General features: G+C 70.2%; 10 protein-coding genes. All 10 read right to left on the bottom strand.

Translation table 11 applies throughout. From position 1 onward, the window contains the following. Positions 1 to 294: 294 nt before the first annotated feature. The 10 genes from ACWCO2_RS05845 to ACWCO2_RS05800 all read right to left on the bottom strand — a co-directional run bounded on the left by ACWCO2_RS05845 (position 295) and on the right by ACWCO2_RS05800 (position 16,130). A complete protein-coding gene (locus ACWCO2_RS05845; protein WP_450126560.1) occupies positions 295 to 3,597 on the bottom strand; it encodes an error-prone DNA polymerase in 3,303 nt (1,100 codons plus the stop codon). 75 nt (positions 3,598 to 3,672) lie between these two features. Then, positions 3,673 to 5,346, bottom strand: a complete 1,674-nt coding sequence (locus tag ACWCO2_RS05840; RefSeq protein WP_450126559.1) for a DNA polymerase Y family protein — start codon at positions 5,344 to 5,346, stop codon at positions 3,673 to 3,675. Continuing rightward, a complete protein-coding gene (locus ACWCO2_RS05835; RefSeq protein WP_450126558.1) occupies positions 5,346 to 6,065 on the bottom strand; it encodes a hypothetical protein in 720 nt (239 codons plus the stop codon). The genes ACWCO2_RS05840 and ACWCO2_RS05835 overlap by 1 nt, the downstream gene beginning before the upstream one ends. 575 nt (positions 6,066 to 6,640) lie before the next feature. Further along, positions 6,641 to 8,206 carry a bifunctional phosphoribosylaminoimidazolecarboxamide formyltransferase/IMP cyclohydrolase gene (gene purH, locus ACWCO2_RS05830; RefSeq protein WP_450126557.1) on the bottom strand — a complete coding sequence of 522 codons (1,566 nt, stop codon included), beginning with the start codon at positions 8,204 to 8,206 and terminating at the stop codon, positions 6,641 to 6,643. Further along, complete coding sequence (gene purN / locus ACWCO2_RS05825) at positions 8,203 to 8,796, bottom strand: phosphoribosylglycinamide formyltransferase (protein WP_450126556.1); 594 nt, start codon at positions 8,794 to 8,796, stop codon at positions 8,203 to 8,205. The genes purH and purN overlap by 4 nt, the downstream gene beginning before the upstream one ends. A 256-nt stretch (positions 8,797 to 9,052) precedes the next feature. Then, a complete protein-coding gene (locus ACWCO2_RS05820; RefSeq protein WP_450126555.1) occupies positions 9,053 to 10,618 on the bottom strand; it encodes a cell division protein PerM in 1,566 nt (521 codons plus the stop codon). A 181-nt stretch (positions 10,619 to 10,799) separates the two neighbouring features. Continuing rightward, positions 10,800 to 11,771: a DUF5336 domain-containing protein gene (locus tag ACWCO2_RS05815; protein ID WP_450126554.1), complete on the bottom strand. Its 972-nt coding sequence runs from the start codon at positions 11,769 to 11,771 to the stop codon at positions 10,800 to 10,802. Between the two features lie 357 nt (positions 11,772 to 12,128). Further along, positions 12,129 to 13,013 carry a succinate--CoA ligase subunit alpha gene (gene sucD, locus ACWCO2_RS05810; RefSeq protein WP_450126553.1) on the bottom strand — a complete coding sequence of 295 codons (885 nt, stop codon included), beginning with the start codon at positions 13,011 to 13,013 and terminating at the stop codon, positions 12,129 to 12,131. A 3-nt stretch (positions 13,014 to 13,016) separates the two neighbouring features. Next, positions 13,017 to 14,183, bottom strand: a complete 1,167-nt coding sequence (gene sucC / locus ACWCO2_RS05805) for an ADP-forming succinate--CoA ligase subunit beta (protein ID WP_270954611.1) — start codon at positions 14,181 to 14,183, stop codon at positions 13,017 to 13,019. 246 nt (positions 14,184 to 14,429) lie between these two features. After that, positions 14,430 to 16,130 (bottom strand): hypothetical protein, encoded by a 1,701-nt coding sequence (locus ACWCO2_RS05800; protein WP_450126676.1) that lies wholly within the window; start codon positions 16,128 to 16,130, stop codon positions 14,430 to 14,432. Between the last annotated feature and the right edge of the window lie 528 nt (positions 16,131 to 16,658).

Below are 16,658 nucleotides of genomic sequence, written 5' to 3'. Positions count from 1 at the left end.
GGGTTCTCAGACGTTTCCTGGCGAGGACGGCCCTGACGCCGTGTAATTGGCATACATAAGTCAGGGCACCCGCAGTCCAGGGAACGTCTGAGGTTCCGCTACCCGCACCGCCACGCAAAACGAGTTCAAAAACAGATTCTTAGCGGTGGGTCCGGACGCGGCGACGGTGGGTTCGCCGCGTCCGGACCCCGGCGTCGTTCGATCGCCCGCGCAATGGCCGGATGCAACACCCTGGGAGGGAGTGGTGTTCGTCCGCTGCCGGTCGGGCCGGTCGACGCCGAGTTGTGTTGGCCGCTAGTGGAAGTCGCGCGAGGTCGAGGGGATGCGGACCTCCAACTTCTGCAGCCGGTCAGCTCTGAGATTGATCACCCCCTCCGCTCGCTCGACGATTCCGCGCACCAGCAATGCCGCGCTGGAGCGCCCGACTTTGCGGTACCGCGCCCACAAACCCGGCGAGCACATGACGTTGACCATGCCCGTCTCGTCCTCCAGGTTCAGGAACGTGATCCCGCCCGCGGTGGCTGGTCGCTGCCGGTGCGTCACCGCACCACCGACCAGCACCCTGGTCCCGTGCTCCACTTCGGACAGACGATCGGCCGGAAGCGCGCCCATCGAGTCCAACCTGGAGCGAACGAACTGCAGCGGGAAGCTGTCCGGAGAAACCCCAGTGGCCCAAACATCCGCCGCAGCCACGTCGACGCCGTCCATGCCCGGTAATGCCGGAGCCGCCGCCGAAGCCGTGGTTCCTGGCAACTGGTCCGGCCGGTCCCCGGCTGCGGCAGCGGCGTTCCACAGCGCCTCGCGCCGGGACAGCCCGAAGCAGCCGAACGCGCCGGCCGTTGCCAACGCCTCCATCTGCGTTGCGGTCAACCCCACGCGTCGAGCCACATCTGCCATGCCGGTGTACGGACCGCGCTCCGCACGTTCGGCGGCCAACTTCTCGGCACCGTCGCCGATTCCGCGCACCGAAGCCAGCCCGAGCCGCACCGCCTGCCGCCCCTCACTGGCGGCATCGGGTTCCAGATCGGCTTCCACCCGGCTTGCGTTGACGTCCGGGCCACGCACCCGCACACCGTGCCGCCGGGCGTCTGCAACCAGCGACTGCGGCGAGTAGAAGCCCATCGGCTGCGCCTTGAGCAGCGCCGCGCAGAAAGCCGCCGGGTAGTAGTGCTTGAACCACGCGCTGGCGAACACCAGCAGCGCGAAGCTCAACGCGTGGCTCTCCGGGAAGCCGTAGTTGGAGAAGGCCAGCATCCGTCGATAAATCTGCTCGGCCAGTTCACCGGAGATGCCGTTGGCCGCCATCCCCTCGAACAACCTCCCCTTGAGCCGGGCCATCCGCTCTTCGGACCGCTTGGCCCCCATCGCCCGGCGCAGCTGGTCGGCCTCCGCCGGGGAGAACCCCGCCACGTCCACCGCCAGTTGCATCAGCTGCTCCTGGAACAACGGGACCCCGTAGGTCTTCGACAGCGCGCCTTTCATCAACGGGTGCTCGAAGTCCCACTCCTCCTCGCCGTTGCGGCGCCGGATGTAGGGGTGCACCGAACCGCCCTGGATCGGCCCCGGCCGGATCAACGCCACCTCGACCACCAGGTCGTAGAACTTCCGCGGCTTCAACCTCGGCAGCGTGGCCAGCTGGGCCCGGCTCTCCACCTGGAACACCCCGACCGCATCGGCCCGGCGCAGCATCTCGTAGACCGCATCGTCGGCCAGGTCCAGTTCGCCGAGATCGACCTCGCGACCGTGGTGCTCGCGGACCATCTCGGTGGCGTAGCGCAGCGCCGAGAGCATGCCCAGCCCCAGCAGGTCGAACTTGACCAGACCGACCTCCGCGCAGTCGTCCTTGTCCCACTGCAGGACCGTGCGGCCAGGCATCCGCGCCCACTCCACCGGGCAGACCTCGCCGACCGGCTGGTGGCAGATCACCATCCCGCCGGAGTGGATGCCCAGGTGCCGGGGAAACCCCATCAGCTCACCGGCCAGCCCCCGCACCGGCGCTGGGATCTCGGAATCCTCCGGCAACGGGCCCCAGTGCTCGATCTCCTTGCTCCAGGCGTCCTGCTGTCCGGGCGAATAGCCGAGCGCGCGGGCGACGTCGCGCACCGCTGACCGCGGCCGGTAGCTGATCACGTTCGCCACCTGGGCGGCGTGCATCCGGCCGTACTTGCGGTAGACGTACTGGATCACCTCTTCGCGGCGGTCCGACTCGATGTCCAGGTCGATGTCCGGCGGCCCGTCCCGCTCCGGCGCCAGGAACCGCTCGAAGAGCAGCTGGTAGCGCACCGGGTCCGCGTTGGTGATCCGCAGCGCGAAGCACACCGCCGAGTTCGCCGCCGATCCCCTGCCCTGGCACAGAATTCCCCGGCTGCGGCAGAACTCCACGATGTCCTGCACGATCAGGAAGTAGCCGGGGAACTCCAGCTCCTCGATCACCGCCAGCTCGTGCTCGATCTGCTGGTAGGCTGCGGGATTCTGCTGCGGCAGGCCGTACCGCTGCAGCGCGCCCTGGTAAGTCTGCTCGCGCAGCCAACTCACCTCGGTTCGCCCATCAGGCACATCGAACGGCGGCAGCTGCGGAGCCACCAACCGCAGGTCGAAGGCGCACTCCTTGCCGAGTTCGGCAGCTCGCTGCACGGCCCCCGGGTACCGCGCGAACAACTCGGCCATCTCGGCCCCGGAACGCAGGTAGTTGCCCGCCCAAGCGGGCAGCCAGCCGTCCATCTCGTCCAGGCTGCGACGAGCCCGGATCGCAGCGACCACACCGGCCAACTTGGCCCGCTCCGGCCGGGCCAAGTGCGCCCCGGTGCTGGCCACTGTGGACACGCTGGCGCGGTCAGCGAGCTCGGCCAGCGCATCGTTGCGCTCTGAATCCGTGGGAAGGCCGTGGTCGGTCAGCTCCACCACGACGTGGTCCCGGCCGAACAACGCGACCAACATGTCCAGCTCCGCCGCAGCCGCGTCGAACCCGCCCGCCGCGAGCGCGGCCGGCACCGCTCCCTTCCGGCAGCCGGTGAGCACCTGCCAATGCCCTTCGGCCGCGTCGGCGAGCTCCTCCAACTCGTAGACCGGACGTCCCTTCTCCTCCCCGGCCAACTGCGCCGTGCTGATCGCCCGGCACAAGCTCGCGTAACCGTCGAGATCCCGAGCCAGCACCAGCAAGTGCTGGCCCTCCGGATCGGCCACCCCGTTCTGGGATTCGGAGAGCCCCAGGCTCAGCTCCGCGCCGAACACCGTGCGCACCCCGTGCTCGGCGGCGGCCTCGGCGAAGCGCACCACCCCGTACAGCCCGTCGTGATCGGTGAGCGCGATCGCCTCCAACCCCAGCCGCGCCGCTTCCGCCACCAGCTCCTCCGGATGGCTCGCCCCGTCCAGGAAGCTGAAGTTGGAATGCGCGTGCAGCTCCGCGTACGGGACCGACGACACCGCGGGAACGACGTCGGCCCGGTACCCGGCACGTCGCCGAGTCCACGCCGGACTGTCGTTCCCGTCGCCGGGGTTCCGCTCGTCGCGCGGACCCCGCCCATCGGCGGAAGAGGGCCGGCCGGAAAGCGCGGTCTCCAGTTCCGACCAGGTCTGGGGCGGGTTGAACCAACTCATGACAACCAGTGAACTCCTGTTCGATTCGGCGATGCCACCGAAATACCGACTAACCACTCGAACGAGCGTTCGCCACTATCGATAGGCGCCCTGAACCCACCAACGGCCCTGCTCGTGCACCAGCAGCAAGGCCACCTCACCCGCCTCTAGATCGGCGCCCGGCGCTCCCGGCTCAACCGTGCCGGAGTCGGCTTCGAGCACCACCTGGACCCGCACCAGCGACCGCGGCGGCATCTGCGTCGCCGGGGCCGGCTGCCCGGCCCCATCGGCCAGCAGCTCCGCCCACCAGCGCTCGGCCACCGGCCACGGCCCGGCCCAGCCGGACACCGCGCGGGACCGGCCACCCGCCACCTCGACGCGGCTCGGCGCGGCGGTCAACCGATCCCGGTCGGTGATCCCCACCGGCTGCCCCTCGACGTCGAGAACGACTGCGGGCCAAGGAGAATCCGGCACCACCGAGGGAGACGGAGACGGGATCCGCCCCGGCCACGGGTGGTCCGACACCAGCACGGGACGGCGCTCGTCGCCCCACGGCACGAACCGCACCTGATCGCGCAGATCACGGCCGCCGTCGAGCACCCCGGTCAGCACCGCCTCCGGCCCGAGCATGCCCTGCACCCGGGCGAACGCGCGGCCAGCGCGGGCATCCGCCTCGCCGGTCGCGGCGCTGAGCAGGTCGAGCTGCAGCCCATCCGCTCCGACGACCTCCTCCGGCCGGAGGCTCAGCACGCTCACCCCGGCCGTCGGACGCTGCGATCCGCTGCGGCCGTTCAGCCAACCGTCGAGCTGCCAGCGCACCCGATCCGCGGTGGCCGCCGGGGTCAACGGCTCCGCGCACCGCCACACCCGTTCCAGCTCCTCGCCGTGCTCGGTCCGCGCCGAAATCCCCAGTCGCGTGCACGCCAAACCGAGATCGCCGAGCCTGACGTGCAACCGATCCGCCAGCACCTTGGCCGCGAAAGCCGCCCGGTCCACCCGATCCACCGGCGGATCGAGCTCCTCGGACACCACCAGGTCAGGTGGGGCTTGCCGCCGCAGCACCGGCCGCTCCTCCCGACCACCGGCTGCGCGGTGCATCACCAGCGCGGACCTGCCGAACCTCGTCGCTACATCCGACGGATCCAGCGCGGCGAACTCGCCCAACGTGCGAATTCCCAAGCGCCGCAACAGATCCACCAGCTCCGCCCGCTCCGCGACCTGCCGACCGGTGAGCCGGTCGGCGAGCTGGTCGATCTCGTCGACGGCCAGCGGCGCGAGGAACTCCGGGCTCAACCTGGGCCCGACCAGCTGGCCGCGCCGAGCGGCCAGGACCGCCGCGAACAGCCCGTCCGCGATGCCCACCTGGCACTCGACCCCGACCTGCGCGGCGATCTTGTCGATCACCCGCTCAGCGGCGCCCGCCTCGGATCCGAAGTAGCGCGCAGGACCCCGCGCCGGAACCGCCACCAGGCCGGGGCGCACGATCTCCACGCCCGGCATCATGTCCTCGACCGCGGCCACGACCGGCTCGAACAACCGCGCATCCCGATCCGGATCGTGTTCGCAGACAGCGAGATCCGGGCAACGACTCTGCGCCTCGCGACGACGCATGCCGCGGCGCACTCCGCCATCGCGGGCCGTCGCGGAGCAGGCCACCACCCGGTTGGCCGCGAACACCGCGGTGGGCACCAACGAACCGAGTTCGGCCGCGCGAGCGGCGGCGACCACCGGCCAATCCGGGCACCACACGACGAGTCGACGAGGGGACATCACGAGCACCCCACCACCGGACGCAGCCGCGGCCGCGTGATCTCCACGGGCTCGTCCACCGGAACTCCGACAGCTCCGTTGCGCGCCGGCAGGAGGAGTCGACTCGAACGCGGCCGGGACGCCGCACCACGTCCGCCCGCGCGCACCGTGACAGCACGTTCTCGCAGGTAGCCATGGCCCTGACCGAGTCCTCGCCAACTGGCATCAGCGCAACGCAGTTGTACATCGGCACCTGTCCACGGGCCGAACGGCAGCAGCACCGAACCGCGGTTTCGCGCTCTCGCCGACAGTCGCCGAGCATCCGAATCCGCGATCCGCCGAGTACCACCGACAGCGACCAGGTCCACCCCGTCGAGCAACGCAGCGACCACACCCGCCGGGTCGCCGCCCGGCCGCGGAACCACCGCGAGCCTGGAGAGTTCCACACCTGCTTCAGCCGCAGCGACCAGGCTGATGCCGGCCAGCCCCACCACCGCGGCCCAAGAGCCGTTGGCAGTCGCTTCGGCGAGCAGCGTGAAGAGAAGAGAAACAGATCCGTGCACCGCCACCGTGCTGCCACGGCGCAAACCTGGCCATGGCAGCACGGCAGCGAGCTCCGTCCGCGTGGGCAGCACCCGGCCCGCACCAGGAACACCACCCGTTTCGACCACCGGCACACCCACGGACACCCCGTAAACCGCGGACGCGCCCGGCGGCGTCGAAGACGCCATCGCGGACATCGCTGCCTCCCCACATCGTGCACGTGGATGCCCGACCCCGGCGCGGGCACCCACCAAGCCGCTGCGGGGAAGACAGCGGTGGAGCCAGCACTGCGCCTGCACCCGAACGCAGCGCCGGTTCCAACGGATCAGTCGACCCCGACATCGGCCGATCCGAACTCGAACCTCAGTTCGAATAAGACAAGTAAACCCCGGCCGGAGCTCCGCGTCAAGGCCCGTAGCCAGATTGGGTGAACATTTGTTCGATCGCCCGAAATTCAGCTGAGCGAACGGGAAAAAGCCGCTACAACTCGATCAACGACCGCGTTTCCGGGCCCGTCCGGACGGCCGCCCGGACCACCCCAGCAGCGGCCCGGGAACAGCCGCACCGAGCTCACCGGGCCGGGCCTCATGCCCCAACACCGGCCTGCTGAGCCAGCCGCGCGGCGAACGGATTCCGCACGCCCACCCAGGAGGTTCCCATGCGCACGTCCCGACCGAACCAGGCTCACCAGCACACCGCCGCGCTCAACAGTCCGGAAAAGCAAACGGTGCGGACGACCGTGGTCGTCCGCACCGCTCGAGGTACTCCTGGGTCAGTGCGCGAAGTGGCGCGTCCCGGTGAAGTAGAGCGGCACACCGGCCGCCTCCGCCGCCGCGATGGTGTCCGCGTCCCGGACCGAACCGCCCGGCTGCACGATGGCTCGCACCCCGGCGTCCAGCAGGACCTGCGGACCGTCGGCGAACGGGAAGAACGCGTCGGACGCGGCCACCGAGCCCTTCGCCCGGTCACCCGCACGGGAGACCGCCAGGCGCGCCGAGTCGACCCGGTTCACCTGCCCCATGCCCACACCGACCGTGGCCCCGCCGTCGGCCAGCAGGATCGCGTTGGACTTCACCGCGCGGCAGGCGCGCCAAGCGAACTTCAGGTCCGCCAGGGTCGCCTCGTCCACCGGGGAGCCGGCGGCCAGCGTCCAGTTGGCCGGGTCGTCGCCCTCGGCGTCGATGGCGTCAGAGCCCTGCACCAGCATGCCGCCGGAGATCGCCCGCATCTCGATCCGGCCGCTCTTGGGCGGCTGCGCGGTCAGGATCCGGATGTTCTTCTTCTTGCTCAGCACGTCCACCGCTCCGTCGGCGTAGCCGGGTGCCACGACGACTTCGGTGAAGATCTCGGCGACCTGCTCTGCCATCGCCAGCGACACCTCGCGGTTCGTCGCGATGACGCCGCCGTACGCGCTGACCGGGTCGCATTCGTGCGCCTTGCGGTGCGCCGCGGCGATGTCGTCGGCCACCGCGATGCCGCACGGGTTGGCGTGCTTGATGATCGCTACGCACGGCTCGTCGTGGTCGTGCGCCGCGCGCCAGGCCGCATCGGAGTCGACGTAGTTGTTGTACGACATCTCCTTGCCGTGCAGCTGGGCCGCGGCCGCGAGACCGGTGGCCTCACCGCCGGAGACGTACAGCGCGGCGGGCTGGTGCGGGTTCTCCCCGTAGCGCAGCGCGGAGCGGCGCTCCCAGGTCTCGCCGATCCAGCCGGGGAACACCGAGTCGTCCCCGGTCGGCACCTTGCTCATCCAGGACGCCACCGCGACGTCGTAGGAGGCGGTGTGCCGGAACGCGGCGGCGGCCAGCTCGACCCGGTCGGTCTGCGTGAAGCCGCCCTCCCGGACCTGCTCCAGCACCCACTCGTAGCGGCTGGGGTCGACCACGACCGCGACGTTCGCGTGGTTCTTGGCGGAGGCGCGCACCATCGCCGGGCCGCCGATGTCGATCTGCTCGATCACCTCGTCCTGCGCGGCGCCCGAGGCCACCGTCTGCACGAACGGGTAGAGGTTCACCACCAGCAGGTCGAACGGGGCAATGTCCAGCTCGCGCAGCTGGTCGGCGTGCTTCGGGCGGCGCAGGTCGGCCAGCAGCCCGGCGTGCACCCGCGGGTGCAGGGTCTTGACCCGGCCGTCGAGCGCCTCCGGGAACCCGGTGAGCTCCTCGACCGGGGTCACCGGCACGCCCGCGGCCGCGAGGGTGCGGGCGGTGCCACCGGTGGACACGATCTCCACGCCGGCGGCGTGCAGCCCGGTGGCCAGCTCCAGCAGGCCCGACTTGTCCGACACGCCGATCAGCGCGCGGCGAACTGCACGCCGCTCCTGCGAGTTCGCGGTCACGGGATACTCACCTTCCGTCCCTGCACGGTCCAACCGTGCAACGCCAGCTGTTCCAGGGTGTCGACCAGCAATCGCCGCTCGACTGCCTTGATCCGCTCGTGCAAGCTCGCCTCGTCGTCGTCGGACCGCACCTCGACCGCTTCCTGCGCGAGGATCGGCCCGGTGTCCACACCGGCGTCGACCACGAACAGCGTGCAGCCGGTGACGCGCACTCCGTACTCCAGCGCGTCGCGCGCGCCGTGCATGCCGGGAAACGAGGGCAGCAACGCCGGGTGGCTGTTGAGGTACCGGCCGTCGAAGCGCGTCAAGAAGTCCGCGCCGACCAGCTTCATGAACCCGGCGGAGACCACCAGGTCGGGTTCGTGCTCTGCGCAGGCGTCGGCCAGTGCGCGGTCCCAGTCGTCGCGGCTCGGGTGGTCCTTGACCCGGCGGACGAAGGTCGGCACCCCGACGCGCTCGGCCCGCGCGAGCCCTTCGATGCCGTCGCGATCCGCGCCGACCGCGACCACCTGCACGGGGTAGTCGGGCGAGCTGGTCGCGTCGAGCAGGGCCTGCAGCAAAGTTCCGGAGCCGGACACCAGCACGACCACGCGTGCCGGATCGGCGGTGGTGAACCGGGCGGGCGACGCAGCGGTGTTCGACTGGTCGGTCGTACTCGGATTCAGCGTTCGCTCCTGACGTACCTGGGCGCGATCTCTGCCAGCAGCGTAAGCGCTGCTGGAGGGTCTGACGCGGCCAGGGCCCCAGGAGTGGCGCAACCCTCACCGCGAACAGCGCCGAGGCGGTGCCGTCCGGGGCGCAACCCGCTCGAAACGGGCAGATCTCCCGCGCCGGAACGGTCGGGAGCTAGTCGGCTCGGTTCTGGCTGCCGTCCCTGGTCCAGGCCGCGCGTCGAGCCTCGTCGATGTTCCAGCCCTCGTCGACGTCACCGTCGAACTCGCTGGGGTCTATCTCGGAGCGCGCGGTCCTGGTCGAGGAGAGCGGTTCGCGCGCGTGCGGGATCTCCGGGTCGAAGTCCTCGGGATCGAGCGCTTCCGCCTCGGACTCGGCTTCCGCGTCCGAAGTGGACGGCTGTTCGCCGCCCGCATCGGTCGGGGCTTCCGCTTCCGCCGCGGAGTCCTCGCTCGCATCGTCCACATCCACCGGAAGGGAGTCAGTTTCCGACACATCAGCGGCCGCAGCGGCGCCTGCATCATCGGCTGCGCCATCGGTCTCAGCAGCGTCTCCGCCGGTGGGCACGGGCTCTTCGACGGCGACTGGGCCGGCGAGCCAGGTCACGGCGGCTGCCGGGATGGCGATCCAGCACATCGTCATCGCAGCCAGCTCGAGCGGCCGCAACGACACCGGGCTGAACTGGCCACCACCGAGGTCGCCGCCAGCGACCTGGGCGAGGACCAGCGTGCCCAGCGCCGCGACGCAGACGGCCACGGCGACCGCCAGCAACCGACGGGACACGCCGCCGGGGACTCGGCGGCACGCGAAACCGACGAGCGCGCCGACGGCGAGCGGCAGCACCAGCGCCGCGGCCGACCAGCCCGGCCCCTCCTGCGACGGCAAGACCGCGAGCAGGGGCAGGTCGGGCACCGGTCCGGGCGTGGCGTGCAGGGGTTGCACCGTCAGCCCGCCCAGCGACAGGCCGGTGCCGGCGGCGAAGGCCCAGCCCGCCAGTACTCCGTTCGGCAAGTACAGGAGCGACAGGAGGGAGGTTCCGATCGCATCACCCGCAGCACCGGATCGCGCCATCGAGGCGACCATGTCCGGCGCCGACGCGCAGATCCCGACCAGCAGCACCACGCCACCGCCGGCGACCACCGCGGTGAGCGCGAGCAGACCGATGCGCAGGCCCGACCACACCTCAGCCTCGACCCGTTCCCAGACCAGGTAGATCAGTCCGCAGCGGTTCGCCACACCTGCGGCCGATGCGGCGGTGGCGGTCAAACCGCAGCTCAGGAAGGCATCGACCGGGACCGCGCGGAACGGCCCGGCCAGCACGAGGGCGATGGCCGCACCGACGAAGGCGTGCACCAGCCCCATCGTCGCGATGACCGGCCAGGCCTGGTCTGGTCGCCGCAGTCTGGAACGCCGAGCCACCCAGGCAGAGGCGGCCGCGATCAGCAGCATCACGGCCGCGGTCGGGAGCAGCGGGAGCACGCTCAGCGGTGCGCCCATGATCGTCAGCGCGGACTGGTGCAGGGCCAGCCACCCGGGCAGCGCCGCCAGCAGCACCACGACCGGGTTGAACCCGGCGTTGGTGGCGGTGGCCGTCACCAGGGCGATCAGTCCGGCCGACAGCAGGTAGCCGAGGACCAGGACGGTGCAGGTCGCGCCGATGAGCAGCCACCAGCGGAGGCCGAGCCTGCGCTCGCGGGGGCCGTCGGCGATGGCGTGGGGAATCGACTCGAGCACGGACACGTAGCCGAATGTCGCATCACAATTCCGCCGAACGGGTCACAACACGCCGCCACCTCCACCCATCGGGCGACGCCGAACGTCCATTTAGGACGCCCGTGCGGCCTTGCCGAACCGCCCTGCTTCACCGAAGAGAAAACACGGGCGGCCCGCAGGCCGCCCGTGCGCAATCGATCTTCAGCTATCAGAATTCCTGCCGGTTGAGCCCCGGGTGGGGCATCTGCTGGGTGCCCTGCGGACCGCCGGACTGGCCACCCTGACCGGACTGGCCGCTCTGGCTGGCAGACCCCTGGCTCGGAGGACCGTCCTGCCCAGCGGGACCACTCTGACCGGCGGGACCACTCTGACCGGCGGGACCACTCTGACCGGCGGGACCACTCTGCCCAGCGGGACCACTCTGACCGGCGGGACCACTCTGACCGGCGGGACCACTCTGCCCAGCGGGACCGCCCTGGCCAGCGATACCGCCGCCCTGGCCGGCGAAGCCGGGCTGACCGGCAGGGCCGGACGGGTTCGGGGCCGGGGAGCCGCCCGAGGACGGGTTCCACCCGCCCGGTTGCTGCGGCTGACCACCAGTGGTCGGGCTCCAGCCACCGCTCGCCGGGGCGAACTGCCCGGGCTTCGCGGGCGGCGCCGAGGGGTTCCACCCGCCTGGGCCGCCGGGCTTGCCGGGACCGCCCTGCTGACCGGGCTGGAACGGGCCGGGCTGACCGCCCTGACCGCCCTGACCGGACGAGGGCTTGCTGGGTGAGTCGAAGCTCTGCGGTGCGTTGATGATCCCGCCGTCGATCAGCAGGTTGCCGACCACACCGGCGAGCTGCGCGATGGCCAGCAGCAGGAGCAGCACGACGATGCCACCGGAGCTACCGCCGACGAGGTCCTGCAGCAGTGCGAGGGTGGCGTAGGCGGACAGCGGCGCAGCGGCGACCAGCAGGTTCGGCGTCTTCGGCACGAAGCGCAGGCCGGCCAGCGCTGCGGAGGTGATGATGGAGAACCCGGCCAGGCTTCCGACGAGCACACCGGCGATCTCGCTGAAGAAGCCGATCAGGTAACCGACCAGACCGGCCCCGGCCGCCACCAGCGCCAGGATCTCCTTCAAGCCGAGTGCGGGCCCGGCCCAGCTGGACTTCCGCGACGGGGGATACGGGGCGGACATGCTGTGGTGACACTCCTCAATAGACATTCGGGGGACGAGGACGGGTCGGGCCGACGGTGTCCGTCGACCGAACCCAGTGTGCCGGAAACGCTTGCACCTGTGTTCAAACACGGTGCGCATCGGGGGTCGCGCGCACCCCAGGGCCAGGTGACCAGCGGTTTGGGCTCAGAAGTTCGCGGTTCGCGCTCGAAGATCTCCGGTTCGGGCTCAACGAGCTCTTGATGTGCGGCGAAGCCGCACGCGGTGCGGGACTCAGCTCGCACCGCCGTGAAACGAGCCACCGAAACACTTACTACAAGCCGTCGGGGCCGGACACCCGCAGGTGTCCGGCCCCGACGGAGCTGATCGAGATCGGGCTCAGCCCTTGATGATCTCGCGCATCAGCTTGGCGGTCTCGCTCGGCGTCTTGCCGACCTTGACGCCAGCGGCCTCCAGGGCCTCCTTCTTCGCCGCGGCGGTGCCGGACGAACCGGAGACGATGGCGCCCGCGTGGCCCATGGTCTTGCCCTCCGGCGCGGTGAAGCCAGCCACGTAGCCCACCACCGGCTTGGTGATGTTGGCCTTGATGTAGTCGGCCGCACGCTCCTCGGCGTCGCCACCGATCTCACCGATCATGACGATGGCCTCGGTCTCCGGGTCGTCCTGGAACGCCTGGAGCGCGTCAATGTGGGTGGTGCCGATGATCGGGTCACCACCGATGCCGACGCAGCTGGAGAAACCGATGTCCCGCAGCTCGTGCATCATCTGGTAGGTCAGCGTGCCCGACTTGGACACCAGGCCGATCTTGCCGGCATTGGTGATGTCGGCCGGGATGATGCCGGCGTTGGACTTGCCGGGCGAGATGATGCCGGGGCAGTTCGGCCCGATGATCCGGGTCTTGTTGCCGGTGGCGTTCGCGTGCGCCCAGAAGTAGGCCGAGTCGTGCACCGGGATGCCCTCGGTGATGACCACGGCCAGGCCGATCTCGGCGTCGATGGCCTCGATCACCGCGTCCTTGGCGAACTTCGGCGGCACGAAGACGACCGACACGTCGGCGCCGGTCTCCTCCATGGCCTCCTTTACGGAGCCGAAGACGGTGAGCTGCTTGCCCTCGATCTCGACGGTTTGCCCGGCCTTGCGGGCGTTGACGCCGCCGACGATGTTGGTGCCGGAGCGCAGCATCCGCGCGGTGTGCTTGGTCCCCTCAGAGCCGGTGATGCCCTGAACGATGACCTTGCTGTTCTCATTGAGGAAGATAGCCACGCCTCATGCCCCCGCAGCCAGCTCGGCGGCCTTGTCGGCCGCACCGTCCATGGTGTCCACCACGGTGACGACCGGGTGGTTGGCTTCGGCCAGGATGCGGCGCCCCTCTTCGACGTTGTTGCCGTCGAGACGGACGACCAGCGGCTTGGTGGCCTCGTCGCCCAGGATCTGCAGCGCCTGCACGATGCCGTTGGCGACAGCGTCGCAGGCGGTGATGCCGCCGAAGACGTTGACGAACACCGACTTCACCGCCGGGTCGCCGAGGATGACGTCCAGACCGGCCGCCATGACCTCAGCGGACGCACCGCCGCCGATGTCCAGGAAGTTCGCCGGCTTGACGCCGTTGTGGTTCTCCCCGGCGTAGGCGACGACGTCCAGCGTGGACATGACCAGGCCGGCACCGTTGCCGATGATGCCGACCTCGCCGTCCAGCTTGACGTAGTTGAGGCCCTTGGCCTTGGCCTTGGCCTCGAGCGGGTTCTCGGCGTCCTTGTCGACCAGCTCGGCCTGCTTCTCCTGGCGGAACGCAGCGTTCTCGTCCAGGGTCACCTTGCCGTCGAGCGCGATGATCTTGCCCTGCGGGTCCTTGACCAGCGGGTTGACCTCGACGAGGGTGGCGTCCTCGGCGACGAAGGTGTCCCACAGCTGAACGATGACGTCCGCGACCTGGTCAGCGACCTCGGCCGGGAACTTGGCGGCGGCGACGATCTCCTCCGCCTTCGCCTTGTCCACGCCCTGGATCGGGTCGATCGCGATCTTCGCCAGCGCCTCCGGCTTGGTGGCGGCGACCTCTTCGATCTCCATGCCGCCCTCGACGGAAGCCATCGCGAGGAAGTTGCGGTTGGCGCGGTCGAGGAGGAACGAGAAGTAGTACTCGTCGGCGATGTCGGAGGCGGTGGTGACCAGCACCTTGCGGGTGACATGGCCCTTGATGTCCAGCCCGAGGATGCCCTCGGCCTTGGTCTCGGCCTCGTCCGGCGTCTCGGCCAGCTTCACGCCACCGGCCTTACCGCGACCCCCGGTCTTCACCTGAGCCTTGATTACGACGGGCCCGCCCAGTTCTGCAGCGGCTGCCTTGGCCCCTTGGGGTTCAGTCACCACGGCGCCGGGCAGCGTCGGCACTCCGTGGGAGGCGAAGAGCTCCTTCGCCTGGTACTCGTACAGGTCCACTCGACTCTCCTGCGACGTCGGTGTCGGACTGGGTGACGATATCGACCTGCGACGAAGCATGGGGCGCCGAGTCCGGTGAACTGCCTCACCCGAGGCGCGCCATCACGCCTGGTCGCACCGTCTCAAGCGGGGATTCGCCTGTTCGACGGGTCGGATGTGGCCGTTCGTGGTGACGAACGGAACAGCTCGACCGAGACCGGTACGGCTCAGATTCTCGATCAGGCATTCGAGTTGGACAAGGCGTCGTCAGGCCGCCTTGGTTCGGCTGGCCGCCACGGCGGAGGCGAGCAGCACCAGTACCGCGGCGATTCCGAACCACAGGCCGGTGCCCGGCGCCGAGTCCGGCAGGCGTTCCGCGGTCAGCGGGTACTCGAGCACTCGAACACCGACGACCACCGCGGCTCCGCAGAGCAGCGCGGCAGCTCGTGACGGACGGCACATCGGCGCGAGGACCGTTGCTGCCACGACTGCGGCGAGAGCGATCAGCAGTCCCCACGAGGCCGTGCCGAACTCGGCGAACACGCCGGGCGCTGTGTAGTCGGGCGCGGTCACCACGGGCAGGCTGAACGCGGCAGCGCCCAGCACCAGCGAGATCAGGGCCGGGATCAGCACCGGGCGGCGCATCGCGATCTCGGTCAGGTCCACTTCGTCGCGTTCCACCGCGCCCGCAACGGCGGCGATGATCGCGGCTGCGGCGGCGAACAGCACCGCCACTCCCGCTGCCCACGCGCCGATCCGGGCCTCCGCAGCGGCGGCCTGCACTGCGGTGAACACAGCATCCAGCACACTCGTCGCTGCCAGCGGAACCAGAACCCAGACCACGGGCAACAACGGGCGCACCCGAAGCGCGAGGCGCGGCAGCAGCAGGCCGATGCCGACCAGGATCAGCACGATTCCGGCAGGCCACAGCATCCGCGCCGGGTACGACGAGGGGTCGCGCAGGCCGTAGGGCATCTCCACCTGCGGCGCGATCGCGGCCAGCACGGTCAGCGCACCAGCGATCAGCGCCAGCGCCGCTGACGAGGCGAGCAGCCTGTTCAGCGCGGGCAGGTGCAGGTCTTCGTCCACTTCCCCGGTTCGGGTGCGCCCGGCGGGCAAAGCCAGCGCCACCAGCGCGAACACGGCGATCAACCCGAACACGGGACCCCACGAGAAGCTGATTTCCACCAGCGTCCCGGCGGCGATCAACGGCGGGACGACCACGCCTGCCAGGGCTGCGGCCAGGCCGAGCAGCCCGCCACGCGCGAAGTCCTGGTCGACGGATCCGGCCAGGTAACCGGCCGCGCTGGGCACGCCGATGGCTAGCAGCACGCTGCCGACCAGCACGATCAGCGGTGCGTCGAGCGCGGGCTTCGGCAGCAGATAGGGGTCGTCGGAGGCGAACGGCGCCATCAGGACGCCGACCGCCGCGAGCACGCTGACGCACAGGACCAGCGCGAGCAGGCCTTGGCGGTGAGCCCCGGACCGTTCGTCGCTGGGCCCGACGCCGCGCACGGCCAGAACCCCGGCCACGATCGCCGCGAAGTGCCCGGCCAGCAACAACCAGACACCGATCGACGGGGAGAAGACCTCGAGGGTGTCCAACTTGAGCAGCTCAGGACGGGCAGCCAGTCCCGGGTCGGCGACGAACTGTGCGTCGAGGACCAGCCGTCCAGGCGCCAGAACAGCTGGCCCGACCAACACCGCCGCCGCGATGGCCGGCCGCCCGAAGCGGATGGAGGCAGCGGCGAGACCGGCGGGGAGCAGTGCGAGGACCAGCAGCAGCGGCCACGCCAGGAAGGCGGCGGATGCTCTGGGTACGACGAGGCCGATCAGGGGGCCTAGGCCGACGAGCACTGCGCCGACGACGGACACCGCTATCGCGGCGCGCAGTTGCGGGGTCACGAGCTGCGGATTCGCGGCCGAAGCCGCAGAACCACCGGACGGAAGGTCAGGCTGCGCAGTCACCGCGCCGACGCTAGCAACCCCGGGGCCGCACACCGGCACCGACTCGTCTCCTCCGGGACATCCCCGAGGCGACCGCCCGAACGGAGCATTGCCAGTCCTCATCAAGCCGCTCTTGAGGCGTGACTTATGTCACGAATCATCACGGCCGGGTGACTGAATCGAGCCACCTAGGAACAAGTCGTGCCCCGATCGTGCAGCCGGCCGCTGATCACGAACCTGCTGGCAGCTCCGCTGCGCGACGGTCGCTACCAGTATCCGGAAAGGCCCGGCAGCCACGTCCGGCCCAGTCGAATCGAACACGGACGGTGCCCGACACGTCACGGAGCGGGATTTGCCCCTAGGGGATCAGCTTGGTTACTGTCCCCCGGTCCGTTGTCACGGTCTGATCACGAAGGACAACCTTTGGCCGGTTCCCCGACCGGCACCCGGAAACCCCGACCCGGGATGCGTGATCGGACTCCCCGAGACGGAAGGGCAGGCATTGGCTCAGCACCGCTCCCCCGGCGGCGAAACGCAGGTCACGGATCA

It is taken from the genome of Saccharopolyspora sp. NPDC002376 (assembly GCF_053593195.1).
The sequence above is the reverse complement of the archived record's forward strand: the minus strand, read 5'-3'. Positions and strand labels throughout refer to the sequence as shown.

Bases quoted from the DNA above. Each gene is read 5' to 3' on its own strand.
- ACWCO2_RS05835 (WP_450126558.1), bottom strand. From the start codon at position 6,065: ATGTCCGCGATGGCGTCTTCGACGCCGCCGGGCGCGTCCGCGGTTTAC.
- ACWCO2_RS05845 (WP_450126560.1), bottom strand. From the start codon at position 3,597: ATGAGTTGGTTCAACCCGCCCCAGACCTGGTCGGAACTGGAGACCGCG.
- ACWCO2_RS05840 (WP_450126559.1), bottom strand. From the start codon at position 5,346: ATGTCCCCTCGTCGACTCGTCGTGTGGTGCCCGGATTGGCCGGTGGTC.
- ACWCO2_RS05815 (WP_450126554.1), bottom strand. From the start codon at position 11,771: ATGTCCGCCCCGTATCCCCCGTCGCGGAAGTCCAGCTGGGCCGGGCCC.